Source organism: Cupriavidus gilardii (assembly GCF_013314895.1).
GTDB lineage: Bacteria > Pseudomonadota > Gammaproteobacteria > Burkholderiales > Burkholderiaceae > Cupriavidus > Cupriavidus gilardii_C.
Genome location: NZ_JABTYE010000009.1, coordinates 1 through 23666 on the forward strand (window position 1 = coordinate 1; position 23666 = coordinate 23666).

The following is a 23666-nucleotide window of genomic DNA, read 5'->3' on the forward strand; positions in this document are numbered from 1 at the left end:
CCCCAAAAACCCCCTAACACCCTCCGGCAACGTCCGCCCCGCCAACGTCTGCAGTTCAATCGCCCTGCCCTTCATCCCCCGCTCCCGTATCACCGCAGCGTGCAGCTCCCCGCGACGCAGCCGGTCTCCCACCGTCACCGCACCCGAAATCGACAACCCGCCGCCATGCAGCACAAAGCTGGTCAGCGTCTCGAAATGATTGGTGACCAGCACCGGCTCGAACACGATGCCGCGTTCGCCGGCGGCGATATCGAACAGCTGGCGCACCGTGTTGTCAGCTTCCGGCAATGCCAGCGGATACGGCTGCATCTGCGCCAGCGTCACGGTGCGAAAGCGCGCCAGCGGATGGTCGGGTCGCATGATGGCGATCACGGGCGCGGGCTGGCGGTGTTCGACGCGAATCCCCTGCTCCCCGGCGCGGCTATAGGTGATGCCGATGTCGGCGTCGCCGTGCAGCACGATGCCGGTGACATCGGCGGGCGATGCCACGCGGACATGGAAATGCAGCCCGGGATAGCGCTCGCGGAATTCGGCGATGCACCGCGGCAGGAATTCGATGGCGAAGCCGGCGGAGCTTGCGATGCGCACTCGGCCGCGCCGCAGCCCCTGCAGGGCGGCGATTTCCGAGACGACGCGGTCCGCCTCCAGGGCGCCCCGCAGCGCATAAGCCGCCAGCACTTCCCCGGCCGCGCTGGCGACCATGCCGCGCGGGTGGCGGTCGAACAGCGGCACGCCCAGCAGGGTTTCCAGCGCGGCCACCTGGCGGCTGACTGCCGATACGGTGACATTGAGCCGTTGGGCCGCCTCGGTCAGCGAGCCGCTGCGTACCACTTCGAGGAAATAGCGCAGGGCTGTGTCCTGCAGGCGGTGCGACAGCATGGGTTCAGCTCCCTGGCGTGAAGGCCTGTTCTGGTTTGCGTTTTACGCAAGGATATTTGAAATAATCGTCGATTGTGCGAAACCCAGCCCGACCCGTATGCTTTCTCGCATCAACGAAGGAGACACCACGACCATGGCGCCCGACCAGACCGCTTCCGGCCAGCCCACCAACCCGCCCGCCAATCAGCCCACCAATCCGATCGTCGAACTCGACGCCGTCGCGCTGTCCCGCGCCATCCACGCGCGCGAGCTCTCGTGCGTCGAGGTGCTCGACGCCTTCTTTGACCAGATCGACCGCCACAACCCCCGCGTCAACGCCATCGTTGCCCCGATGGATCGTGACACGCTGCGCGCGCAGGCGGCCGAGCGCGATGCCGAGCTTGCACGCGGACAAAGCCGCGGACCCCTGCATGGCTTCCCGCAAGCCCCAAAGGACATCAGCCCGGCCGCTGGCATGGTTACCACCAAGGGCTCGCCGATCTTCGCCGGACAGGTCACGCAGACCGATGCTGCGATCTTCGAGCGCATGCGCAAGGCCGGCGCGCTGTTTGTCGGACGCACCAATTCGCCCGAATTCGGCCTGGGCGGTCATACCTACAACCCGGTCTATGGCACCACGCGCAACGCCTTCGACCCTTCGCGCTCCGCGGGCGGCAGCAGCGGCGGTGCGGCGGTCGCCGTCGCGCTGCGCATGCTGCCGGTGGCGGATGGGTCCGACATGATGGGATCGCTGCGCACGCCGGCGGCGTTCAATCACGTATACGGGCTGCGCACGTCGTTCGGGCTGGTGCCGCATGGTCCGACTGACGAGGTCTTCTTCCAGCAGTTCAGCGTGGCCGGCCCGATGGCGCGCAACGTGCCGGACCTCGCCATGCTGCTGTCGGTGCAGGCAGGTTTCGATGTGCGCCTGCCGCTGACGCGCCGCAGCGAGCCGCCGGGCAGTTTCGCGCTGCCGCCGGAGCGCGACTGGACCGGCGTACGCGTCGGCTGGCTGGGCGATATGAAAGGCCAATTGCCTACCGATCCGGGCCTGCTCGATACCTGTGCCCGCGCGCTGGACCACTTCCGTACGCTGGGCTGCAACGTCGAACCCGCGCTGCCCGCCTTCGATCTGGAGAAGCTGTGGCAGGCATGGATCGATCTGCGCAGCTTCTCGGTGGCCGGCGCCAATGCCGCGCTATGGCACGACCCTGCCAAGCGCGCGCTGCTCAAGCCCGAGGCCGCATGGGAGATCGAGCGCGGCATGGCGCTGCCCAGTGCGCGCGTCTACGAAGCGATGTGCGTGCGCAGCGCCTGGTATCAGGCGCTAGTGCAGCTGTTCGAGCGGCACGACTATCTGGTGCTGCCCGCCGCGCAGGTATTTCCGTTCGACGCCGATTGGGACTGGCCGCACGCCATCGACGGCCGCGACATGGACACCTATCACCGCTGGATGCAGACCGTGGTGCCGGCGACGATGGCGGGCCTGCCGGCTCTTGCCGCGCCGGCCGGCTTCGGTCCGCAGGGCCTGCCCGCCGGCATTCAGATCATCGGGCCCGCGCAGACCGATGCCGCGGTACTGCAGCTTGGCCACGCCTACGACCAGGCGGGCGGATTCTCGCGGGTCCGCAGTCCCTGGCTCGGCTGAACGCCATCCCCTTACGCAACAACGCCGCCCGTTGATCGATTTCGTACCTCACCACTGCTGGCAGGAGTGCCCTTGATGACCGCAATGCCCCCGAAGCGATTCTTCCTTGCATGCACCGGCCTGGTCGCCGTATTCGCCATGGCCACCGCGCCAGCCGCGGCGCAGACGTATCCGGATCGCCCGATCCGTCTGGTGGTGCCCTTTGCCGCTGGCGGCGCGACCGACGTGCTCGGGCGTCTGCTGGCAGTGGGACTGGGCGAGAAGCTCGGTCAAACCGTGGTGGTCGAAAACAAGCCGGGCGCCAGCACGGTGATCGGTGCCACCCAGGTCGCAAAGGCCGCGCCCGATGGCTACACCCTGTTGCTCGCGGCCAGCACCACGCTGACGCTGAACCCTGCAATCCGGCCCAACCTCGCCTATGACCCGATCAAGAGCTTCACGCCGCTCGGCCTGGTCGCCGATATGAGCCTGGTGCTGGTCGCCAATCCCGACACGTCGCTGCATTCGCTCAAGGATCTGGTGGCGCAGGCAAAGGCCGATCCAGACAAGTTCTCCTACGGGTCGTTCGGCACCGGTTCGTCGGTGCATTTCGGCGGCGAGATGCTGAAGTCGGTCGCCGGCATCCGCATGGTGCATGTGCCCTTCAACGGCAGCGCACCCAATCTGACGGCGCTGGCCGGCGGCCAGGTCCAGGTAGCGGTCGACACCGTGCCAGCGAGCCTGCCGCTGATCAAGGCCGGCAGGATTCGTCCGCTCGCGGCGCTGTCGCCGCAGCGGCTGCCGGCATTGCCGCAGGTCCCGACGGTGGCGGAGAGCGGGTACCCGGGCTTCCAGATGGGAACGTGGTTCGCGCTGATCGCACCGGCCGAGCTGCCCGCCCCGGTCCAGCAGAAGCTGGAGAAGGCTCTGGCGGACGTCGTCAATGCCCCGGCCACGCGCGCCCGGCTGGTCGAACTGGCGCTGACGCCGGCCTATGGCAATGCCGCCGCGGTCAAGGCCAGGGTCGAGAAGGAGCTGCCGGAGATGCGGGCCGTTGCAGCGCGCGCAAATATTCGGGCGGAGTAAGGCATCGCCGCTGCATGCCCGCACGCCCAACCGCGGGGACCAGCAGCGTCGCCCCGGCATTATTTGACTGATCGGTACAAAACAAATTATGCTGATCGGCACGTGCTCAATCGCCTGAGCGCTGTTGCTGCTCGAGCAACGATGCAACGGGTCTCACGCACCCGTTGTTTTTTGCCAATTTCTGTACCGATCGATAATTTTTAGCCGCCAAGAATACCGATGAGCCATCCCGTCAGCAACGACATTCGCCAGATTCCGACCGCCACCGGCATGGTGGCCATCCCGGCCGAACTTGAGCCCGATGTCGCGCAGTTTCACTATGCCCCTGCCCGCCGCGTCGGCGATTTCGTCTATCTCTCCGGCGTGGTCGCCTGCAACAGGCGCACCGAGCCGATGGACGAGCCGGCGTTCTGCGACGAATTGCGTGGGGTCTTCCGGCAGATCGAGCGCCTGCTGCTCGCCTGCGACGCACGGCTGGACGATGTCGTCGAACTGCAGATGTTCCATGTCTTCGGCAGCGAACGCCTCGCCCTGGACAAGGCAGGCCAGCTGGCGGCAATCGGCCGCGTTCGGGACGAGTTCTTTGCCGCGCCGTATCCGGTCGCGGTGGAACTGGGCGTCGCGGACCTGAACCCCGATGGTGGCCTGGTGGAAATCAAGGCCACCGCCTTTGCACCGCTGGACCGTACTGGCAGACAGCCGCGCTAGCGGGCCAGGCGGCAGGCGACGCCCCCAAGGCTGGCTCAAACAAGCTCAAAGGCTCAAACAGGCGGATACGCTTCGAACACCGCGAAGCGCTCCGCAGCCGCGGTCAGCGACGCGATGGCCGGGTGCTTTGCCGGATCGACCGCGCCCGGCAGCATGGCCTGCGTGAAGGTCCATACCACCGCAGTAGTCAGTTGCGCCTGCGACAGCGCGCTCTCCTGTACCGGCACCGCCAGGCGCGCGACCTCTTCCTCCAGCAAGGCAAAGGCGCTGGTGCGCTGGCCGTCGACGCGCTCCACCCACGGCCGGTGCTGTTTCTCGGCCGGCCGCAGCTGGTGCTCGTAGACGTGCTGCACCGCCTTCTCGCACGCGGCCAGCGCCAGGCCGATCACGCGCAAATCGCGCTGCCGCGCCGCGAGGTCCGCCGGCATCAGGCTACGTCCGGCCAGCGCCTCGACGTAGTCGATGATCAGCGTCGAGTCCATCAGCACCACGCCGTTGTCGCAGACCAGCGACGGCGCCTTGACCACCGGATTGATGGCGCGGAACTGCTCGAAGGTACGGAACACCGAGACCGGTTCATGGTGGAAGGACAACCCCAGCAGGCGCATCGTGATCGCGGCGCGGCGCACATAGGGGGAATCGAGCATGCCGATCAGTCTCATCGTTTTCACTCCAGGGGTCGGTTGACGGGGATGGCGCCTATCATCGTTTGTCCACGCCCCGCTTGCCAACCCCCATCGCGTCGAATCGGCCGCGCCGGGCTCAGTTGCGCCTGCCCCGGGATTGTTGCAGCGGTTGCAGCGGCAGGCGCCACAGGTCATAGCGCTCTTCGCCGGCCTTGACCGCCCCCGCGAAATGCCCGTTCAGATGGCTGGCGGTGAACACCAGGTCGCCGTTGGGCAGCAGCGCAGGCGTATCGGGCCAGAGCACGCCCTCGTCGGCCGCGAGCAGCGACATCGCGCCAGTGGCCGGGTCGTACTTGACGATGCCATTGCGCGTGACGTCCGTGATGTACAGATTGCCCTTCGCGTCGGTAACGATCCCATCGGTATTGCCGCCGACGTCGCCCAGATCCCGCACCGCGGCGGACAACGTCTGCGCGCTGGCACCCTTGTCGCGCAGCAGCCGCGTCGGAATGGCATAGGCGTGCGTGCCCGTGGTCACGGCCCAGTACAGCGTGCCGGCATCGGGCGACAGTGCGATGCCGTTGATGCCGAGCTTCAACGGGTTGCCCGGCCACACTTCGGCGCCATGCGAAACCACCTTTGCGCCAGGCTCCGGCAACAGGCTCGCGTGGCGGTCCAGCACGCGCCGCGCCTTGCCCGCGGCAAAGTCCACCACGATCAGCCCCGCCTGATTGTCCGGCGCGCTGCGCAGGCCGCTGTCGGAGATGTAGGCGATTCGGCGCCGCTCGTCGACGACGATATCGTTCAGGAAGCTGCCCTTGCGGTCCGCCACGCCATCGAGCGCGATGCGCCGGACCATGCGGCCGGTACGCAGGTCGTAGACCATCACCTTCTGCGCGCCGATCGGCGCCTCGGCCTGGCCGGCGACGAAACCCATGTCGAGCGCCCACAGCCAGCCGTTGCGGCGGTCGATATGAAAGCCGAGCACGTTGCGCAGATGCGTCTCCGGGGCGGCATCGACCGCATTGCCGTCCACCGACGGGAAAGCCGACAGACGAGCCGGCCCGCTCTGCGCGCTGGTATCGAGAACGCTCAGCGTCGCCGGCGCGTCGACGGATACCAGACGGGGCGTACTGACGAAGGCGCGGCCCCTTGCATCGAAATGAATGCCGGCGATCGGCGCGTTGACCGAGCCGGCGAAGGGCGCCGGGTCCGCGCCCTGCCGGGACGGCTCCCAGCTGACGCCCGCATAGCTGCGCCAGCGTTCGAGGGGGACTTGGGCGGTATCGGCGAATGCCGGGACGGCGGCGATGGCGGTGAACGCGGCAAAGGCGGTGAACGTCAGCGCGGCGAGACGGGGTCGGGTAAGCAGCATGATGATGTCCGGAAGGTTGGGCCGACAGGCAGCGACGGTGTGTGGCCGTGCCTGTCGGCGGTCGGTAGCGGTCGTGGTCGGAGGTCCGTGGTCGGCTATAGGTCAGTGATGAGCTATGAGCTATGAGCGATCAGCAATCAGCAATCAGCGGTGAGCAATCAGCGATCGGCAATCAAAGGCTTCCAATGGGGCTGCCGTCCGTGTCGAGGGCGGGTCGGTCCATGGGATTCCTCGTTGTCGGGTGGTGAAGCTGGACTTTATTACCCGCACCAACGGAGATAAACTCGCCCACCGGGAATTCATCTGTTCTTCGGAGGACATAATGGCGCGCCGCTTCGACCATCTTGGGGACGTGGAAGCCTTTCTGGCGGTGGTCGAGCACGGGTCGTTCACGGCGGGCGCGGTGGCGTTGTCGACCACGCCGTCGGTGCTGAGCCGCGCCATCGCCCGGCTGGAGGCCCGGCTCGGCAGCCAGTTGCTGCGCCGGACCACGCGGCGCATCGGGCTGACCGACGCGGGACGGCAGTACGTCGAACAGGCGCGGGCGGCCTTCACCCTGCTCGACGAGGCTGAGCGCGAGATCCAGGGTCAGGAAGGGGAACTGTCGGGAAGGGTCCGGCTCAGCGTGCCGACCACCTATGGGCACTACCGGCTGCCGCCGCTGCTGGCGCGCTTTACGCGGCAATACCCGCGCGTGCAGGTGGAGCTGAACATCACCAACCGCAACGTGGATCTGGTGGCAGAAGGCTTCGACCTCGCCATCCGTCTCGGCGACCTGCCCGACAGCGGGCTGGTCGCGCGCAAGCTGGAGGACGCGGCGCTATGCCTGGTCGCAGCGCCGGACTATTTGCGCCGCGCGGGCACGCCGCGCACGCTGGACGATCTGCATCGCCACGTCTGCCTGCCGTTCGTGCTGCCGAGGACTGGCCGCATCGCGCCCTGGGTGTTTCGGGACGGCGATCGGGATATCGACTGGACCACCGCCTCGCCCATCGCGATCTCCGACGATGTGCTGGGCGTGGTCTCGCTGGCCGAGCATGGCGCCGGCATCTGCCAGAGCTACGATTTCATCGTGCGCGACCGGATCGAACGCGGGCAGCTCGTCGAACTGCTGCCGCATCTGCGTGGACGCTCGCGGCCGTTTTCGCTGATCTACGCGCCGCACCGCCGTCAGTCCGCGGCGGCACGGGCAATGATCGATCTTCTGACCGCAAGTTGAGCGGCAACCGGCTGCCTCAATCGAGATAGTCCGGCTCCAGGCGCGCCAGTTGCCGATGGATACTGGCCAGATGCAGGCGCGCGCTGTCGGGATCGCCCTCGCGCATCTGCCGCGCGCACAGGGTGGCGACGTCAGCCGGCACGGGTACCAACTTGCGACCGGTGCCGTGCGCGCGCACCTGGACTTCGGCCGCGCGCTCCAGGTAGTAGAGATCGTCCCACGCCTGCGCGATGTTCGGCGCGGTCACCATCACGCCGTGGTTGCGCAGGAAGGCGATGTCCGCCTCCCCCATCGCGTCCGCGATGCGATCGCCCTCCAGTTCATCCAGCGCCAATCCGTTGAAGGGAACCGTGGCAACACGGCCGTAGAACTTGAGCGCAGTCTGCCCGGCCCACACCAACGGTTCGCCATCGACCATCGCCAGTGCGGTGGCGTTCGGCATGTGCGTATGAAAGGCCGCCACCGCCGCGGGTTTGCGCATATGCAGGCGGGCATGGATAAAGAAGGCCGTGGCCTCGGGCTCACCGTCGCCATCGACCACGCGGCCGTCGAAATGGCAGACCAGCAGGCGCGAGGCTGTAACCTCGCAGAAGGCCAGCCCCAGCGGATTGACCAGGAACAGCCCCGGGTGTCCCGGCAGGGTCGCCGAGAAATGGTTGCAGATCCCCTCCGCCATCCCGAGCCGCGCCGCCATGCGCAAGCACGCCGCCAGATCGATGCGGGCCTGCCGCACTGCGGGGTCGCCGCGCAGCGCTGCGGCCATCTCGGCGTCGCCCGCGGCCCGGCTGGAAAGTTGATGCGCCATCTATCGCTCCTTCACGGTTGCACCCACCGCAGCGTAGCAAATGTCTGGCGCAGCGCGGCGAGATCGGACAGCACGGCGTCCGGCCGATAGTCAGGCAAGGGCTTGCGTGCCGTGCCTCGGTCGATCCAGATGCAGCGAAAGCCCATGTCGCGCGCCGCCGCCAGATCGAGGTGCGGACTGGCGCAGATATGCACCAGCCGGTCTTTCGATACCCCGATCGCCTGATGTGCCTGCTCGAACAGCCTCGGCGACGGCTTGTACGCCCCCGCCTGCTGCGCGGTAACGACCCGGTCGATATGGCCGCCGAGCTGCGCCACGTTGCCCGCGATGATGGCGTCGTCGGTGTTCGACACGATGCATAGCTTGAATCCCTGCCCCTTCAGCCAGCCCAGCGTCGGCACGACCTCCGGAAACGGCGGCATCGCAGAGATATGGCGCGTCAGTGCATCGGCGTCGCCGGGTTCGAACGGCAGCCCGAACGCTTCCAGCGCGGCGCGCAGCGAGCGCGCGGACACCTCGGCGAACGAGAGATGCGGCGGCGTCTGTTCCAGCCGATGCTCGTGATCGTCATAGACCCTGATGAAGTCGTGCGGATCGACGCCTTGCAATCCCTTGCGGGCCAGCAGGCGGTCGACATAGGCCAACAGACCTTCGTCCCATTGGATCAGCGTGCCGTAGCAGTCGAAGGTCAGCCACTCGGGGCGATGGGAAGGTTGCATGATCGGGCTCCAGCGTTCGTGTGCGCAATGCAGGCATGCTAAGCTGGTCGTCGTGAATTCGAAAATTCGATTTTTAGCCGAACTTCATTTGCCGATCGAATCATGCTGGACCTGGAACTGCTCAAGACCTTTATCAGCGTCGTCGACGCGGGTGGCTTCACGCGCGCCGGGGAGCGGGTCCATCGCACCCAATCGACGGTGAGCCAGCAGATCCGCAAGCTCGAGGCGCAACTGGATCAGCCGCTGCTGCTGCGCCAGCGCGCCGGCAAGTCGGTTGCGCTGACGGAGGCTGGCGAGCGGCTGCTCGGCTACGCGCGCCGGCTGGTCGATCAGGCGCGCGAGGCGGAGACCGTGATGCAGAGCGGTGGCAATGCCGGCGTGATCCGGCTCGGCGTGCCGGACGATTTCGATGTGAAACGGCTGATTCCGCTGCTGTCCGGCTTTGCCGCGCGCCATCCGGCCATCCGGCTCGATACCGTCAATGGCCTCAGCGTGGACCTGCACAGCCGGATCGCCCGACAGGAGCTCGACCTGGCGCTGCTCAAGCGCGACGCCGATGGCGCATCCGTACTGCTGCGCCGCCCGGAAACGCTGAAATGGGTCGTGGGCCGGGACTTTGCGATGGACACCGACCCGCTGCCGCTGGTGGTGTTCGGCCATGGCTGCCTGTATCGGGATCGTGCGATCCACGCGCTCGAATCGTCGGGCCGCAGCTGGCGCATCGCCTTCACGAGCCAGAGCCTGGTCAGCATCCAGGCGGCGGTCGCGGCGAATCTCGGCCTGAGCCTGCTGCCGGCCACCGCGGTGCAGGACGATCATGTCGTGCTGGGTGCCAGGGCCGGATTGCCGGCCCCGCCGCCGACCGAGCTGGCGCTGGTCGGCAGCGCGCGCCTGCTGACGCCCGCGCAGCAGGCGCTGGTGGACTATCTCGATGAGAAGCTGCCCGGACGCCGCCTACGCGCGCGACGTTGACGTTTCGTTCGATCCACGCCCCTTGCGCCGTACCGCCCTGACCTTCCCGCTGGGGCCGCCGCCGCAGAAGAACCGATCCGCGCCATCGGATTCGAGCCCCGACACGCCCATGCCCGCCGGCATCTCGATGCGCTCGATCACTTCGCCGGTAGCGGGATCGACATGGCGCAGATCGCTGGCCTCGCCCTCCCACGTGCCGTGCCACAGTTCGCCATCGACCCAGGTGACGCCGGTGACGAAGCGGTCGGACGTCAGCGTGCGCAGGATCGCGCCGGTTTGCGGATCGAGCTGATGGATCTTGCGATCGCGCCACACGCCCACCCATAGCTTGCCTTCGGCCCAGGCCAATCCCGAGTTGCCGCCGTCGGTGGGCGCCGGGATGGTCGAGACGACTTCGCCGGTCTGCGGGTCGATCTTCTGGATACGGTCGCCGGCGATCTGGTACAGGTAGCGGCCGTCGAAGGCGGTGCCGGCATTGGCGGTGACATCGATGGAGCGAAGCATCTGGCCGCTGGCCGGATCCATCGCGTGGAGCCCGTCTCCGGACGCGACCCAGACATGCTTGCCGTCATACGATACGCCGTGGACGGCATCGATGCCGGGGAACGGGCCGTATTCGTGGAGGACTTCTGCGGGAATCGATTTCATGCTGGCTTCCTGGTGGATGTTGGTCAAACGACATGGCACGTCACCGATGGGCAGGCACGCTGCGCGATGACGTCTTCATGCTGGCATCCTAGTCCAGGCCGGAGATTGCCGGGAGTAACAAGGTCGTCGTGATTTCGGGCAATGGCGTCGTCATCCATCGGCGCGCGCGGCCGTGGCCGACCGCCTGCACCTTGCCCGCGTCCGCCAGCACGTCGAGCGCGCGTTGCACGGTGCGCTGGCTGGCCCCGAGCGCCAGTGCCAGTCCGGAGCTGGACCACGATTCGCCATCGGCCAGCAGGGCCAGCACCGCGGCGTGCCGTTCTTCTACCGGCCGCGCCAGCACCACGACCGGACGCGTGGCGCGCGGCACCAGGGCATAGCCGCGCGGTGTCGCGCGAATCTCCGCCATTGGCCGAAGGGCGGCACGCAACCGACCCATTTCGACGCGCAGACGGGCGCGATGGGAATCGTCGGCATGCTTCATCCGGAAGGCATGCGCGATCAGCCTGTCGCGCGGCACATCGTGGGGCCAGGCCTCACCGAGGGCGCGCGCGAGCACAAACAGGATCGGCCGCGTGGCGAGCGGGACCACCGTGCCGGCGTAGCGCACGGCATGGCGGCAGGCGTCGATGACCAGCCTGTTCGACGCCAGCAGGGTCTCCACTTCGTCCAGCCGCAGCTGTCGCGTTTCGCCGCGATCGATCAGGCGAGCGGCGGGACCTTCGAGCATCGCGGCGGTCCGATCGACTTCCGCGGCCAGGGCCGGGATGGCAGCGAGGCGGGCGGCGTGGCGCGCACGAGCCAGCGCAGCGGCGGCGCTGCGCGCGTGCACGCGGCGCATGGCAATGCCGGCAATGACCAACTCGTGCACGGTCCGCAGCGCGGGCGGCAGTTGCGCCGGCGCGATGCCGGTCAGCATTGCCTCGGCTTCTTCCAGCTGCCCGATCAGCAACAGACGACGGCTGGCCAGATACAGCGCATGCGCGGCATTGGTGCGGTCGCCGTGCTGCTCCAGCGTCAGGCGCGCGGCATCGAGCGCCTTGGCGGGCCAGCCGAGGTCCCGTGCGGCCAGTGCGATCTCCGCCTCGGCCACCACGCATCGGGCACACGCGACCGGGGCCCGGTTGCCGAAGGCCCGTGCGGCGCTGCGCACCAGGACCCTGGCGCGTGCAAACTCGCCGAGCTGCGCCATCGCGATGCCGCGCAGCGCCAACGCCGGGGCGTCCTCGCGCAGGGCAACGCAATTGAGCGCCCCGAGCGGGTCACCGACCGCGAGCGCGCGGGCCGCTGCCGAGATCGTCGGGTCCATTCGAATCACGCCACACTTGTCACTCCCTCCCTGTCGGGGCCGGCGCCTAATCTAGCACGACGATCAACCGACCCGGCGCGCCGCTGTGCATCGCACAAGACCGCATGACACCGCACGGCCGCCGACGCCACGTCCACATGGAGGAAGCACGATGACAACCCACCCCACCGCCAACCGGGAACAGTGGCTGGCCGCCCGCCTGGAACTGCTGGAGGCCGAGAAGGCCCTGACGCGGCGCAGCGACGAAATCGCGCGCCAGCGCCAGGCGCTGCCGTGGCTGCGGATCGACAAGACCTACCGCTTCGACACCGACGAAGGCCCCGCGACGCTTGCGGACCTGTTCGGTGGCCGCTCCCAACTGCTGGTCTACCACTTCATGTTCGGCCCCGACTACAAGGCCGGCTGCCCGTCGTGCTCGGCGATCGCCGACGGCTTCAACGGCTTTGCGGTCCACCTTGCCAACCACGACGTCGCGCTGACCGCCGTATCGCGCGCGCCACTGGCCAAGCTGCAGGCCTACAAGCAGCGCATGGGATGGACCTTTCCGTGGGCGTCGTCGCACGACAGCGACTTCAATGCGGACTTCAATGTCTCCTTCACGACCGCGCAGCAGCGCGACGGCGATATCGAATACAACTACCGCCGCGAACCTGCGGTGCGGGGATGGCGCCGCAACATGGAAGGCGGCGGCCAGGCCGCGGAAGACCGGATCGCCGCGATGTGTGGCACCGATACCGCAACCTTTCACCGCGATCGGCCCGGCCTGAGCGCCTTCGTGATGGAGGACGGCGTGGTCTATCACACCTACTCGGCGTATTCGCGCGGGCTGGACGGGCTCTGGGGCATGTACCAATGGCTGGACCGCGCGCCGAAGGGCCGCAACGAGACGGGTGTCTGGTGGCGCCGCCATGACGAGTACGGCGAGCGCTGAAACCGCGCACTGCTGCGCCGGCGAGCCTGCGTGCAGGGACGGGAGCCGGCGAGCCTTCTTCGGCGTCAGCGCCGTGCTGTTCGGCCTCAGCGCCGCGGCCATGGTGTCACTGCATGGCGCGCTGCATGGGTCGATGTCGTCGATGGCGGCCACGCCGATGCCCGGCGGCTGGACGCTGTCGATGGCCTGGGCGCCGACGTGCGGGCAGAACTGGGCCGGTGCCGCCGCGGCCTTCGTCGGCATGTGGGCCGTGATGATGGTGGCGATGATGCTGCCGTCGATGGCGCCCGCGCTGTGGCGCTATCGCGTGGCGGTCGAAGCAACCGGGCGCGCGACATGGCTTACGACCATGGCAGCGGCGGCCTATTTCCTGGTGTGGGCCGCGCTGGGATTGGCGGTGTTCATCCTCGGTGCCACGCTGGTCGCGCTCGCGATGCAGTGGCCGACGCTGGCACGCGCCATGCCGACCCTTGCCGGCCTCGTGGTGCTCGCCGCCGGCGGCCTGCAATTCACCGCGTGGAAGACCCGCTTGCTGACGGGCTGCCGGCACTCGTCCCCCGCAGCGTCACTGCAAAACGTGGCTGCCGCATGGCGGCATGGCGCTCGCCTCGGCCTGCATTGCATCCAGTGCTGCGCAGGCGTGACCGCAAGCCTGGCAGCGGTGGGCGTCATGGACCTTGACGCCATGGCGGTCGCTACCGTGGCAATCAGCGCCGAACGGCTGGCGCCGGCCGGCGAGCGGGTAGCCAGGGCCATCGGCACCCTCGGCATCGGCGCGGGCGCATGGCTGGCGCTGCGCGGTGCCGGGCTGCTCTAGCGCTGACGGCAACCGGGGGAATGGCCAACCGCGCGCAGCAACGGCCATCACGGCACCCACCAATACCGCGTGATATGAAAGAACACCGGGGCAGCGAACACCACCGAGTCGAGCCGGTCCAGCATGCCGCCGTGGCCCTGGATCATATGGCCCCAGTCCTTGATGCCGCGGTCGCGCTTGATCGCCGACATCACCAGCCCGCCGAGAAAGCCCATCAGCGCGATCACCAGCGCGATCGCGCCGGCCTGCCACGGCGCGAACGGCGTGATCCACCACAGCGCGGCACCGAGCGCCGTCGCGCTGGCGACGCCGCCGACGAAGCCCTCGACCGTCTTCGACGGCGACAGCAGCGGCGCGATCTTGCGCTTGCCGCACAGCTTGCCCCAGACGTACTGCAGCACGTCGCTGCCCTGCACGACGATCACCAGGAAGGCGATCAGCAGCAGATTGCGGCCCTCGAAGCCCGGGATCGGCAGCGTCAGCAGCGCAGGCACATGCGAGATGCAGAACACGCAGATCATCACCGCCCATTGCACGCCCGCGCAGCGTTCCAGAAAGCGCGTGGTCTCGGCCGACAGCGCAGCCAGGATCGGCAGCAGCAGGAAGGCGTAGACCGGAATCAGGATCGAGAACATGCCGTACCAGTCCACATAGACCAGCACGTACTGCAGCGGCAGGAACAGGAAGAAGGCGGCGACGATCGCGCGATGGTCGCCGCGCCGGGTGGTCGTGATGGTGACGAACTCGCGCAGCGCGAAGAACGACAGCAGATAAAACAGCACGATCACCGCGGTGCGGCCCAGCGCGAAGGCCACGCCCATCGCGCCGATCATCCACCACCAGGCCCAGACCCGCTGCGCCAGGTTGTCGATCACCGGGTGCGCGCCGCCGCCGGCGAGCCGCCAGCGCAGCAGCAGCGTCACGGTCGAGGCGAGCAGCAGCACGGCGAACAGGCCGCCAAACAGCAGCCAGGTTTCGTGGTTCCAATGCAGGGTCGGCATGGCGGGTCAATCCAGTACGGGGGCGAGCGCGAGCAGGCCGTCGCGGCATCGGGCGAGGAAGCAATCCTTGTCGTCGTCCGGGGCCAGCAGCACAGGCTGGCCGAACGTCACCGTGCACAGCAGCGGCACCGGCACGAATTCGCCCTTGGGCATCACGCGGTTCAGGTTGTCGATCCAGACCGGCACGAACTCCACCGACGGGCAGGCGCGCGCCAGATGGAAGATGCCGCTCTTGAACGGCAGCAGCCGCGCGTCGGTGGTGTTGCGCGTGCCCTCGGGGAACAGGATCAGCGAATCGCCGCCTTCGAGCGCGCCGCGCATCAGCGCGACCGGATCGCTGCCCGGATCGCTGCGGGTGCGGTCGATCAGCAGCGCGCGAAAGACATCGCGCCCGATGAAGCGCCGCAGCGGCGAGCGGTCCCAGTAGTCGGCGCCGGCCACCGGACGCGTGCGCGGCCGCAGCTCCGGCGGCAGACAGCCCCAGATCAGCACGAAGTCGCCGTGGCTGCTGTGATTGGCAAAGTAAACGCGCTGCACCGCCGCCGGCACGCAGCCCTGCCAGTTGGCCCGCATGCCGGTCAGCAGGCGGGCGAAGACGATGATGGCGCGCGCAGTGACGCGGGCAACCCACATGGTGCTATCCCAGGATCGATGTGAGAAAGGTCAGGACAAGCTGGATCACGGCCAGCGCGCCGCAGATCCGTACCAGGCGCAGCGCACCGCGGGCGCGGTCGGCCATCGTGCGGCCCTGGCGGTTCGGCGCAATCCAGCCCAGCTGCATCAGCGCCGCGTCCAGGCCCGCCAGATCGGCGGCGCCGTGGCGACTCGCGTACGCTGCCAGCGCCTCGAACAGGCGGCGGTCGATCGCCACGCGCAGCAGCAGCCAGAGTTCGGCCAGTGCCAGCAGCACCGGCACGGCCGTGAGCCAGCCCGGCAGGTCGGCGGCGATGAGGAGCCAGACGGTGGCAAGGCTGAATACCAGCCCCCCGCCCGCCATCCAGATGGCGCCCGACAGCGCGCCGGCAACGGCATGCGCGGTCCAGGCGTCGATGTTGGCGTCGGCCTCGATGTTGGTGCGGGGCCCTTTCTGCATCGGATCAGCTTGCATGGTCGATCTCCGTGGCCCGGGCCTGCACGAGCCAGCGCCGCAACGCATCGGCATGGGCGTCGCCCAGCACGACCGCGGAACGGTGCGTACGCAATTGGGCCAGCGCCGCGTCGACCGCGGCCGCGGCGTCGGCCTCGGTCCGATGCCGCGCCAGCCAGGCGGCGACCACCATCGCGCTGCGCGAATAACCAAGCGCGCAACTGACCAGCACGCGCCTTCCGGCCGCGTGCCAGCCACCGAGCTGGACCACCGCCTGATCGAGCTGCGCGGCGGTGGGCACGGTCAGGTCCAGCATCGGCACGCAACGATAGGCAAGCGAATCGCCGCCCACCGCCCGCGGCAGTTCGGCGCTCAGGTCCAGCACGGCATCGACGCCGGATGCGCGCAGATCGGCATGCGTGGGAAAGCGCCCGACCCAGACACCGTCCGCGACCGCGCTCGCCTGCGGGGCGCGCCGCGTCCACCAGCGCGAATTGAGGAAGGCGCCGAGCAGATACGGCGCCAGCACCCAGCGCGCGGCAATCGCCATGGTGCCGTCGCTGTCCTTCTGGAACCAGGCCGGCGCGGCCAACACATAGATCCGCGCGACACAGGCCAGCGCCAGCGCGCCCCACAGCAGCAACAGCGCGAGCGTGACAGAGGCAGTCAACGCCAGCACCGCGCACAGCAGCGTCGCCACCGCACCCATGGCGTAGCGGCGCGCGAGCCGGCGCGTGGCCGCATCCGGCGCACTGGCCGCGATCGCGGGCAGGCGCAGCGGAAACAGATAGACGCACAGCCAGCCGACCAGCGCGCCGGTCGGCACGTCGACCAGATGGTGCTGCCAGGTAGTCAGCACCGATACGCCGATCAGCGCGAACCAGCCATGCATCAGCCAACGCCAGCGGTTGGGCAGATGCGCGGCGAACGCGACCCACAGGATGATCAGCAGGCTGATATGCAGCGACGGCGCCTGGTTGAACGGCAGGTCGAAGCCGCCGAGCAGCGTGAACAGCTGCCCTGGCAGCCCGTCCGCCTCGGGGCGCGTGAAGGCGAAGCGCAACGGGAACGCGATGAAGCAGGCGACCGAGATCAATTGCGCCGCAACGAGGCGCTTGACGTGCGTCAGCAGCGCGGCGCGCGTGCGCCACAGGAAGAACGAGATGCCGTACAGCAGGTCGATCGACCAGTACGGCACGATGGTCCACGGCACGAATGGAATGCCACGCTCCCAGCTGAAGTAGAACGACGGCACGTCCGCGCGCTGGCTGGCCAGCCAGTTGGCAAAGCCGTAGCTCGAGAAGAACAGCGCGCCGGCCAGCGCGAGCAGCACGCAGGCCAGGGTCCAGGGACGGGGCTCCTCGGTAGCCGGTTGCGGCGCATCGGGTTGCGAACCGGGTTGCAAACCGGGCCGCATGCCGGGCCGCATTCCGGGCCGCGTACCGGACTGCGTGGGGGCTGGCAAGGCGCTCATGCCTCGCGCCTGCGCGCCAGGCTGACAGTGAAGATACCCCAGCGGTCGATCCGCTGCGTCACCTTGTCGAAGCCGGCAGTGCGCACCAGTTCGTCCATCTCGGCCTGCGAGCGGCGCCGCATCACCCACGCCGCGCCGGCCCGGTGGCTGGTCAGCGCGCGGGCAATGAACTCCAGTTGCGGATGCCACGGCTGGCCCGTGTAGACCAGATAGCCGCCCGGCGGCACCGCGCACGCCAGGCCGCCGAGCGAGCGGCGGATCATCGCGTTGTCGGGGAACAGTTCGTACAGGCCGGAGACGACCGCCAGGGTCGGCGCCGGCGACAGCGCGGCCAGATCCTCGCCATCGAAGGCGTCACCCTGTTCGAAGCGGGCGATGCCGCCCAGACCCTTGGCTGCGATCAATGCCCTGCCCTGCTCGACGTTCAGCGCGCTGTAGTCGCGCAGCAGGATCGATTCGACCGCGTCCCGGTCGAGCTTCTCCAGCGCCTCGAGCACGTAGCGCCCGTGGCCGGCGGCGATATCGACCATCCGCACCGGCATGCCGGCCGCATGCAGCCGGCGCACGGCCTCGGCAATCAGTTCCTCGGCGTGGACCTTGCGCTGGCGGATGCCGCGCCAGCCGATCGCATCGAGGTATTGGCGGTCGGCCATCCGCCCCAGCGCGCCGCGCCCCGACGGCGTGTTGCGATAGACGTAGTCGAGCGTCGAGCCCGAATCGAAGCCGGTTTCATGACCGAGGCGCACGCCATCGGACAGCAGGCCGCCGAGCTTGAGATTGGCGCGTGCGGCGCGCCAGTACCAGGCGGCAAGGCCGGTCGGCGGCGAGGCGAGCCGGTCCGATTCCTCGCGGAACGGCCCGATCTGGTCGGCATCGAGCAGCGAGCGCGGCGCCGACGGCGAGTCGAACTCGCGCACGATGAAGCGCCGCGCCGCGTCGACTGCGCGCTGGCGGTCGCGTTCGCCCAGCGTGTCGTGATAGAAGCCATCGAGCACGATGCGCTCCTTGGTCCGGCTGCCCAGCCGTTCGTAGAAACGGTCCTGCGGTCCGCGATGGACCACCCAGTCGGCGCCGGAGATCAGCAGTTGCGTCGGCACGGTGATCGCGGCCGCGTCGGCGACGACCCGTTCGGCGGTCTCGTACAGATCGAGCAGGATATTGACCGCGATCGGCCGCGCGATCAGCGGATCGCGTTCATAGCTGGCGATGCGCTCGGGATCGTGCGTCAGGAACTTCGCCTTGACATAGCTGTTGACGAAGAACTTGCCGCGCAGCCGGTGCATCAGCTTCAGGCCTGGGCGCGCGAACGGCACGTACAGCTTGACCTTGAACGCGGGCGAGGCCAGGACCAGCGCGCGGATCGACGGCGCGTAGTCGTGCACCCACGTCGCGGCCAGCACCGCGCCGACGCTTTGCGCGACCACTGCGATGCGCTCCAGCGCGATGCCGTGGCTGGCGGCGATATGCTCGGTAAAGGTCTGGATGTCGCGTACGGAATCGGCCAGGCTGGGGCTGTAGCCACGCTCTCCCGGCGAGCGGCCATGGCCCCGCGCGTCCCAGGCAAAGATGTCGTAGCCGGGCAGATTCAATTCGTCGGCAAGGTGGGCGACACGGCCGGAATGCTCGTGCCCGCGATGGAACAGCACCACCGCGCCGCGCGGTTGTCCCTCGACCGCCGGCCAGTGCCGATAGAACAGCGTCTGCCCGTCGTGAGTCTGGAACTGCAGCTCCAGCGGCTGGCGCATCGGCAGTCCGTCCATGCCTTACTCCGCGGTCTGGCTCGGCGCTCGAGCCCGCACCTGGGCCTGCGCTTCGGCGACGCCGCGGCGGACCCGGTTGACGATGGTGAGTACCGACAGCAAAGACAGCAGCAGCCACAGCCACGGCCCGACTGTGCCGAAGCCGAGGCCGACGCCGGCCCACAGCGCGATCGCGCCCACCACCAGCGCGCGGTCGCTCTTGCCGAAGGGGCCGTCGTAGCGGCGGCTTGCACCGGCCAGCGGACCGATCAGCCCCGCGGCCTCGACGATCACCGCCAGCAGGGCAAATGGTCCGACCTGGACGAGATTGAAGTCCGGCAGCGCGGCCAGCGGCAGGATCAGCGCGATATCGGAGACGATGTCGCCGAGTTCGTTCAGATAGGCACCCAGCGCGCTCTTCTGGCCGTGCTCGCGCGCCAGCATGCCGTCGATCGCATTGAGCGCCATCCGCGCAAACAGCCACAGCGGGAACAGCAGGAACAGCACGGACGTCTCGGCCACCAGCGCGCCGATCGCCGCCAGCGCACCGATGGCCAGCGAGCCGGCCGCGGCGACCAGCGTCACCTGATTGGCGGTGGCCCCGCGCTCGGCCAGATCCTGGACCAGCGGGCGCAGCCACGCCTGGAATCTGGGCTTGAGTTCGTAGAGCGTCATTGCGCCGGCCTCCCGCAGAGCTTGCGCCGGAAGCGGCATGGCGATGCGCCAGGCTGAGCCGGAACCCGGCGCGCTGTGCGGCCGGTGAACCGGGACCCCCCTTCCGGATTTATTGGTATTGGTATCTGGTCTTGGCTCGACGCCCGGCATGCCGTAGCGGCTGGCCGGGGCGTCAAGGCCGAGACATTACCAGAACTGGGGTCGGCGGTGAATTCAGCGATTGTGAATTCGCTCGCAGGACGTGGGTCAGCGCAACGCTTCCACGTTGCGGCCGTTCAAGCCGGGGCGGCTACGTCAATTCCCTGCAAACAAAGCCATCGGTGCTTGCGCTGCGCCCAATGCAACAATTGCGGCGCCGGGAAATCCCTGTCCTCAAGGCATCCGGCCGATACCGAAATGGCGTCCTTCAACGCCTCGGCTCGCATCAGCACCACGGACCCGCACGTGGTGCAGAATTCCTGTTCCAGCCATTGTCCCGATGTCCCGGTGCGCCGCCACGTCCTGGTTTCGCCTTTTTGGCTGACGATGGCCGAATCGGCATAGATTGCGCGGTAGGAGAACGCGGAGCCCGTGCAGCGCTGGCATTCGAGGCAACTGCAGGCATAAACGCGGCGCGGCTCGCCGGCGAGAACCAGTTCGACGCCGCGACACGAACATGCCGCGGTCCGCATGCGGGCTTCAACTTGCATTGGCCAACTCGGTCGTGTCATGCCAATCAGGCAGAAAGCACGGGTTCATTAGAATGCGGACGACGGCTGAGCCGATCCGCTGCGCAGCGCGCAGGGGAAAATACGATGTCATGGAAGTTCTCCGGCGGTCCAATCGCGATGTTTCGACCGCGCCAGCTTTTTGGGATGGGCCGATTCGATGATATCGATTCGCCCCGGCACCGGGAAGAACGCACTTCGAGGTAAGTATCGATCCATCGATGGAGTGTCTTGCAATGAGGAACAAGGAGCCGGACGGTTGCGGATTTGCCTCCGCGCTGCAGGCAATCGGCGGCAAATGGAAGACTTCGGTGCTTTGGGAATTGCACCTGCGTCCGCATCGCTTCGCCGAACTGCGCCGGGTATTGCCCGGTGTCAGCGAAAAAGTCCTGGCGCAGCAATTGCGGCAAATGGAGGCGGACGGTTTGATCCACCGTCATGATTACGGCGAAGTCCCGCCTCGCGTCGAATATTCGATCACGCCGTTGGGGCTGAGCCTGAATGACGCGGTAACGGCGATGTCGGCCTGGGGCAAGCGGCACGAGGCATGGAAGGCCGAGCGGATGGCAGCGGCCTGAAGCAGCGGCCTGAAGCAGCGGCCTGAAGCAGCGGAGAAACGACGATGGTGGAAAAGACCGTAACGCGCTTCCGTGTCGATGACATCGACTGCGTCGGGTATCTCTATCGTCCGCCGCGCGAACCGCTGCCAGGCTGCATCGTGATGGCGCACGGCTTCGGCGGAACGCAACAGGGCTCGCTGGCCCGCACCGCCGAGGACTTTGCCGCAGCGGGCTTCGTCGTGCTGACCTTCGACTACCGCTACTTTGGCGAAAGCGGCGGCACGCCGCGCCAACTGATCTCGATCGCGGCACAGAAGGCGGACTGGCATGCCGCGATCGCGCATGCCCGGAACCTTCCAGGCGCCGATGCGCAGTGCATCGCGTTGTGGGGCAGCTCCCTGAGCGGTGGCCATGTCGTCGAGGTCGCCGCCGAAGATTCGCGTATCGCGGCGGTGGTCGCACAGGTGCCGTTCAACGGTTTTCCACGCAAGGTCGAAGGCAGGACCTCTGCCGAGACGCGCCAATTGCTGCGGGCTATCCTCAAAGACTGGTGGCATGGCCGGACCGGCAAGCCGCCGCACTACGTGCCCGCGGTTGCGCCGCGCGGCCAACTGGCCGTCATGGCGTTCGACGAGGCCGACGACGTGGTCCGCTCGATGCAGAACGACAGCTGGCGCAACGAGATCACGCCGCGCGTGCTGCTCGACATGATGCTGTGGTATCGGCCCGGACGGCGAGCGCATCGCGTCAAGGCGCCGATTCTTGTCTGCCTGGCCGAGCGCGACTCGCAAACGCCGTCGCATCTGGGGCGCCGGATCGCGGACCGGGCCCCGCGTGGCGAATTGCGACGCTATCCGTGCGCGCATTTCGACTTCTACAAGGACGCGGTGCGCCGGATCGTGGTGGCGGATCAGATCAGTTTTCTGCGCACGCAATTGGCCTGGCGCTGAAGGCAAGCAGGATTCGCCTGAAGCCGACGCGATGCGTCGGGACACGACACGACGGTCAGTGTGCGGCATCTCGTCCGGCACATCTGACCTCGTGTCAGTCTCATCCCCACTTCTGCCCTCGACTTTCCCGGCCGCAGCTTCTACTGTCCAGCAAGAGTGGAACGCGGCGTCGCAGCGCATCGGTCTGCCAGAACAAGACGAAGGGGACCCGCTATGACGACATTGCACTCGCGCCGCTCGTTTCTCGTCGCAACGCTTGGGACCGCCCTTGCCGCCTGCGGAGGCGACGACGACGATCCGCCGCCCTCAAAAGATCCACCCGCCCCGCCGGTGCCGGAGGCGCAAATCACGCAAGCGATTGCCCGACTCGACACGCTGGTCACCGACCAGATGTCCCGCACCGGCGTGCCGGGGGTGGCAACGGCGGTGGTCCGCGGCAACCAGGTCGTTTACGCCAGGGGATTCGGCAAGCGGGCCGTCGACGAGGCCGCGGCGGTCGACGCCGATACCGTGTTCCAGCTCGCCTCGATGTCGAAATCGCTCGGCGCCATGGTGGTCGCGCATCAAGTCGGGATCGGGCGCATCCGGTGGGACACGCCTGTGCAATCGCAATTGCCGTGGTTCGCCTTGTCCGATCCGGAGGTCAATCCGGTGCTGACGGTGGCGGACCTGTACTCGCACCGCTCGGGCCTGCCCGACCATGCGGGCGATCGTCTCGAGGACATGGGTTATGACCGTCGCCAGGTACTGGAACGATTGCGCTTTCTGCCGCTGCATCCGTTTCGCGCCTCGTACCAGTACACCAATTTCGGCCTGACCGCCGCCGCCGAAGCGGTGGCGACGGCGGCGGCGATGGACTGGGCCACGCTGTCCGAGCAGACCCTCTATCGTCCGCTCGGCATGACGCGCACCAGTTCGCGCCACGCCGACTATCTGGCCCGCGACAATCGCGCGGTGGGCCACGTGCGGGAGAACGGCGTGTGGATACGCGGTCCTGTGCGCGATGCCGATGCGCAATCGCCGGCAGGCGGCGTCAGCGCGTCGATCAACGACGTGGCGCGCTGGCTCGTCATGATGCTCGGCGAAGGCATGTTCGAAGGCAGGCGCGTGGTCGATGCCGGCGCGCTGAAGGAAGCGATCGCGCCGCACAACCAGTCCACGCCGCCAGCCGACGGGCGTCCGGCGGGCTTCTACGGCTATGGCTTCAACGTCGGCACCAATCCTGCCGGCCGCGCGATGTACAACCACTCCGGTGCGTTTGCGCTCGGCGCCGCGACGGCCTTCCTCGCGGTGCCCTCGCTGAATCTGGCGATCGTCACGCTGACCAACGGCTTTCCAATCGGCGTGCCGGAGACGATCAACAACCAGTTCTTCGATCTGGTCGACTTCGGTGCGATCCAGCGCGACTGGGCCACGATCATCGAGGAGGCGCTGGCGCCCGTGCTGGCGCCGGAAGGGGGGCTGGTGGGCGCCACGCCGCCGGCCTCGCCGCTGCCGCCGCGCGCGCTGTCGGTCTATGCCGGCGACTACGCCAACGATTACTACGGGCCGATCACGGTACGCGAATCCGCCGGTGCACTGGTGCTGACGATCGGACCCGCTCCGCTGGTGTTACCGTTGTCGCACTGGGACGGCGACGTCTACACGTTCCGTCTGCGCAACGAAAACGCGACGCCGGGTACGATCTCTCGCGTCTGGTTCGGCAGCGATCGGCTGACGCTCGAGTACTACGACCGCGAGGGCCTGGGCACGTTCATGCGGACAGGCTGAAGC

At 67.9% G+C, this 23666-nt stretch carries 24 protein-coding genes; 10 read left to right on the forward strand and 14 right to left on the reverse strand.

Annotation, left to right across the window (positions count from 1 at the left end; genetic code table 11):
* The coding region (locus tag HTY53_RS10660; RefSeq protein WP_174106472.1) for a LysR substrate-binding domain-containing protein at positions 1-879 on the reverse strand (879 nt) is incomplete at its 3' end.
* Positions 880-1012: 133 nt separating this feature from the next.
* On the opposite strand from HTY53_RS10660, the gene HTY53_RS10665 reads away from it, so the two are divergent.
* The 3 genes from HTY53_RS10665 to HTY53_RS10675 all read left to right on the forward strand — a co-directional run bounded on the left by HTY53_RS10665 (position 1013) and on the right by HTY53_RS10675 (position 4279).
* Entirely contained in the window at positions 1013-2506 is a 1494-nt protein-coding gene (locus HTY53_RS10665; RefSeq protein ID WP_174106473.1) for an amidase, read from the forward strand.
* Positions 2507-2581: 75 nt separating this feature from the next.
* Complete coding sequence (locus HTY53_RS10670; RefSeq protein WP_174106474.1) at positions 2582-3571, forward strand: Bug family tripartite tricarboxylate transporter substrate binding protein; 990 nt, start codon at positions 2582-2584, stop codon at positions 3569-3571.
* 219 nt (positions 3572-3790) lie between these two features.
* Positions 3791-4279 (forward strand): Rid family hydrolase, encoded by a 489-nt coding sequence (locus tag HTY53_RS10675; RefSeq protein ID WP_174106475.1) that lies wholly within the window; start codon positions 3791-3793, stop codon positions 4277-4279.
* A 53-nt stretch (positions 4280-4332) separates the two neighbouring features.
* Here HTY53_RS10675 and HTY53_RS10680 read toward each other — a convergent pair whose 3' ends face one another.
* Together HTY53_RS10680 and HTY53_RS10685 are read right to left on the reverse strand one after the other, a co-directional pair.
* Positions 4333-4941 (reverse strand): glutathione S-transferase, encoded by a 609-nt coding sequence (locus HTY53_RS10680; RefSeq protein ID WP_174106476.1) that lies wholly within the window; start codon positions 4939-4941, stop codon positions 4333-4335.
* Positions 4942-5041: 100 nt separating this feature from the next.
* Positions 5042-6280, reverse strand: a complete 1239-nt coding sequence (locus HTY53_RS10685; RefSeq protein ID WP_174106477.1) for an L-dopachrome tautomerase-related protein — start codon at positions 6278-6280, stop codon at positions 5042-5044.
* A gap of 322 nt (positions 6281-6602) precedes the next feature.
* Here HTY53_RS10685 and HTY53_RS10690 point away from each other — a divergent pair, with 322 nt between their 5' ends.
* Positions 6603-7499 carry a LysR family transcriptional regulator gene (locus HTY53_RS10690; RefSeq protein WP_174106478.1) on the forward strand — a complete coding sequence of 299 codons (897 nt, stop codon included), beginning with the start codon at positions 6603-6605 and terminating at the stop codon, positions 7497-7499.
* A gap of 16 nt (positions 7500-7515) precedes the next feature.
* Here the strand turns inward: HTY53_RS10690 and HTY53_RS10695 are convergent, their stop codons facing one another.
* Positions 7516-8304, reverse strand: a complete 789-nt coding sequence (locus HTY53_RS10695; RefSeq protein WP_174106479.1) for an aldolase — start codon at positions 8302-8304, stop codon at positions 7516-7518.
* A gap of 11 nt (positions 8305-8315) precedes the next feature.
* Positions 8316-9023: an HAD family hydrolase gene (locus HTY53_RS10700; RefSeq protein WP_174106480.1), complete on the reverse strand. Its 708-nt coding sequence runs from the start codon at positions 9021-9023 to the stop codon at positions 8316-8318.
* Positions 9024-9125: 102 nt separating this feature from the next.
* Between HTY53_RS10700 and HTY53_RS10705 the strand changes: the two genes are divergently transcribed.
* Positions 9126-9995, forward strand: a complete 870-nt coding sequence (locus HTY53_RS10705; protein WP_174106481.1) for a LysR substrate-binding domain-containing protein — start codon at positions 9126-9128, stop codon at positions 9993-9995.
* Here HTY53_RS10705 and HTY53_RS10710 read toward each other — a convergent pair.
* Entirely contained in the window at positions 9978-10643 is a 666-nt protein-coding gene (locus HTY53_RS10710) for a Vgb family protein (RefSeq protein ID WP_174106482.1), read from the reverse strand. The genes HTY53_RS10705 and HTY53_RS10710 overlap by 18 nt on opposite strands.
* Before the next feature lie 88 nt (positions 10644-10731).
* Positions 10732-11952, reverse strand: a complete 1221-nt coding sequence (locus tag HTY53_RS10715) for a helix-turn-helix domain-containing protein (protein ID WP_174106483.1) — start codon at positions 11950-11952, stop codon at positions 10732-10734.
* Between the two features lie 151 nt (positions 11953-12103).
* Between HTY53_RS10715 and HTY53_RS10720 the strand changes: the two genes are divergently transcribed.
* Positions 12104-12883, forward strand: a complete 780-nt coding sequence (locus tag HTY53_RS10720) for a DUF899 domain-containing protein (protein ID WP_174106484.1) — start codon at positions 12104-12106, stop codon at positions 12881-12883.
* Positions 12884-12956: 73 nt separating this feature from the next.
* Entirely contained in the window at positions 12957-13700 is a 744-nt protein-coding gene (locus HTY53_RS10725; RefSeq protein WP_368040969.1) for a DUF2182 domain-containing protein, read from the forward strand.
* Between the two features lie 47 nt (positions 13701-13747).
* Here HTY53_RS10725 and HTY53_RS10730 read toward each other — a convergent pair whose 3' ends face one another.
* From HTY53_RS10730 to HTY53_RS10760, 7 genes are all read right to left on the reverse strand, one after another.
* Positions 13748-14701, reverse strand: a complete 954-nt coding sequence (locus tag HTY53_RS10730; RefSeq protein ID WP_174106486.1) for a phosphatidate cytidylyltransferase — start codon at positions 14699-14701, stop codon at positions 13748-13750.
* Positions 14702-14707: 6 nt separating this feature from the next.
* Entirely contained in the window at positions 14708-15334 is a 627-nt protein-coding gene (locus HTY53_RS10735) for a lysophospholipid acyltransferase family protein (protein WP_174106487.1), read from the reverse strand.
* 4 nt (positions 15335-15338) lie between these two features.
* Entirely contained in the window at positions 15339-15809 is a 471-nt protein-coding gene (locus tag HTY53_RS10740; protein ID WP_254599901.1) for a hypothetical protein, read from the reverse strand.
* Entirely contained in the window at positions 15799-17205 is a 1407-nt protein-coding gene (locus tag HTY53_RS10745) for a phosphatase PAP2/dual specificity phosphatase family protein (RefSeq protein ID WP_174106722.1), read from the reverse strand. The genes HTY53_RS10740 and HTY53_RS10745 overlap by 11 nt, the downstream gene beginning before the upstream one ends.
* Before the next feature lie 53 nt (positions 17206-17258).
* Positions 17259-19022, reverse strand: a complete 1764-nt coding sequence (locus HTY53_RS10750) for a bifunctional alpha/beta hydrolase/class I SAM-dependent methyltransferase (RefSeq protein ID WP_174106488.1) — start codon at positions 19020-19022, stop codon at positions 17259-17261.
* Between the two features lie 3 nt (positions 19023-19025).
* A complete protein-coding gene (locus HTY53_RS10755; protein ID WP_174106489.1) occupies positions 19026-19676 on the reverse strand; it encodes a CDP-alcohol phosphatidyltransferase family protein in 651 nt (216 codons plus the stop codon).
* A gap of 275 nt (positions 19677-19951) precedes the next feature.
* Entirely contained in the window at positions 19952-20365 is a 414-nt protein-coding gene (locus tag HTY53_RS10760) for a GFA family protein (RefSeq protein WP_174106490.1), read from the reverse strand.
* A gap of 254 nt (positions 20366-20619) precedes the next feature.
* Between HTY53_RS10760 and HTY53_RS10765 the strand changes: the two genes are divergently transcribed.
* The 3 genes from HTY53_RS10765 to HTY53_RS10775 all read left to right on the forward strand — a co-directional run bounded on the left by HTY53_RS10765 (position 20620) and on the right by HTY53_RS10775 (position 23663).
* Complete coding sequence (locus HTY53_RS10765; RefSeq protein ID WP_174106491.1) at positions 20620-20961, forward strand: winged helix-turn-helix transcriptional regulator; 342 nt, start codon at positions 20620-20622, stop codon at positions 20959-20961.
* 44 nt (positions 20962-21005) lie between these two features.
* Complete coding sequence (locus HTY53_RS10770; RefSeq protein ID WP_174106492.1) at positions 21006-21893, forward strand: alpha/beta hydrolase; 888 nt, start codon at positions 21006-21008, stop codon at positions 21891-21893.
* A 213-nt stretch (positions 21894-22106) separates the two neighbouring features.
* On the forward strand, positions 22107-23663 hold the full coding sequence (locus HTY53_RS10775) for a serine hydrolase (RefSeq protein WP_174106493.1): 1557 nt from the start codon (positions 22107-22109) through the stop codon (positions 23661-23663).
* Positions 23664-23666 lie beyond the last annotated feature (3 nt).

Excerpts from the sequence above, each read along its gene's own strand:
- HTY53_RS10665 (WP_174106473.1), top strand. The coding sequence starts at position 1,013 with ATGGCGCCCGACCAGACCGCTTCCGGCCAGCCCACCAACCCGCCCGCC.
- HTY53_RS10670 (WP_174106474.1), top strand. The coding sequence starts at position 2,582 with ATGACCGCAATGCCCCCGAAGCGATTCTTCCTTGCATGCACCGGCCTG.
- HTY53_RS10675 (WP_174106475.1), top strand. The coding sequence starts at position 3,791 with ATGAGCCATCCCGTCAGCAACGACATTCGCCAGATTCCGACCGCCACC.
- HTY53_RS10680 (WP_174106476.1), bottom strand. The coding sequence starts at position 4,941 with ATGAGACTGATCGGCATGCTCGATTCCCCCTATGTGCGCCGCGCCGCG.
- HTY53_RS10685 (WP_174106477.1), bottom strand. The coding sequence starts at position 6,280 with ATGCTGCTTACCCGACCCCGTCTCGCCGCGCTGACGTTCACCGCCTTT.
- HTY53_RS10690 (WP_174106478.1), top strand. The coding sequence starts at position 6,603 with ATGGCGCGCCGCTTCGACCATCTTGGGGACGTGGAAGCCTTTCTGGCG.
- HTY53_RS10695 (WP_174106479.1), bottom strand. The coding sequence starts at position 8,304 with ATGGCGCATCAACTTTCCAGCCGGGCCGCGGGCGACGCCGAGATGGCC.
- HTY53_RS10700 (WP_174106480.1), bottom strand. The coding sequence starts at position 9,023 with ATGCAACCTTCCCATCGCCCCGAGTGGCTGACCTTCGACTGCTACGGC.
- HTY53_RS10705 (WP_174106481.1), top strand. The coding sequence starts at position 9,126 with ATGCTGGACCTGGAACTGCTCAAGACCTTTATCAGCGTCGTCGACGCG.
- HTY53_RS10710 (WP_174106482.1), bottom strand. The coding sequence starts at position 10,643 with ATGAAATCGATTCCCGCAGAAGTCCTCCACGAATACGGCCCGTTCCCC.
- HTY53_RS10715 (WP_174106483.1), bottom strand. The coding sequence starts at position 11,952 with ATGGACCCGACGATCTCGGCAGCGGCCCGCGCGCTCGCGGTCGGTGAC.
- HTY53_RS10720 (WP_174106484.1), top strand. The coding sequence starts at position 12,104 with ATGACAACCCACCCCACCGCCAACCGGGAACAGTGGCTGGCCGCCCGC.
- HTY53_RS10730 (WP_174106486.1), bottom strand. The coding sequence starts at position 14,701 with ATGCCGACCCTGCATTGGAACCACGAAACCTGGCTGCTGTTTGGCGGC.
- HTY53_RS10735 (WP_174106487.1), bottom strand. The coding sequence starts at position 15,334 with ATGTGGGTTGCCCGCGTCACTGCGCGCGCCATCATCGTCTTCGCCCGC.
- HTY53_RS10740 (WP_254599901.1), bottom strand. The coding sequence starts at position 15,809 with ATGCAAGCTGATCCGATGCAGAAAGGGCCCCGCACCAACATCGAGGCC.
- HTY53_RS10745 (WP_174106722.1), bottom strand. The coding sequence starts at position 17,205 with ATGCGGCCCGGTTTGCAACCCGGTTCGCAACCCGATGCGCCGCAACCG.
- HTY53_RS10750 (WP_174106488.1), bottom strand. The coding sequence starts at position 19,022 with ATGGACGGACTGCCGATGCGCCAGCCGCTGGAGCTGCAGTTCCAGACT.
- HTY53_RS10755 (WP_174106489.1), bottom strand. The coding sequence starts at position 19,676 with ATGACGCTCTACGAACTCAAGCCCAGATTCCAGGCGTGGCTGCGCCCG.
- HTY53_RS10760 (WP_174106490.1), bottom strand. The coding sequence starts at position 20,365 with ATGCAAGTTGAAGCCCGCATGCGGACCGCGGCATGTTCGTGTCGCGGC.
- HTY53_RS10765 (WP_174106491.1), top strand. The coding sequence starts at position 20,620 with ATGAGGAACAAGGAGCCGGACGGTTGCGGATTTGCCTCCGCGCTGCAG.
- HTY53_RS10770 (WP_174106492.1), top strand. The coding sequence starts at position 21,006 with ATGGTGGAAAAGACCGTAACGCGCTTCCGTGTCGATGACATCGACTGC.
- HTY53_RS10775 (WP_174106493.1), top strand. The coding sequence starts at position 22,107 with ATGACGACATTGCACTCGCGCCGCTCGTTTCTCGTCGCAACGCTTGGG.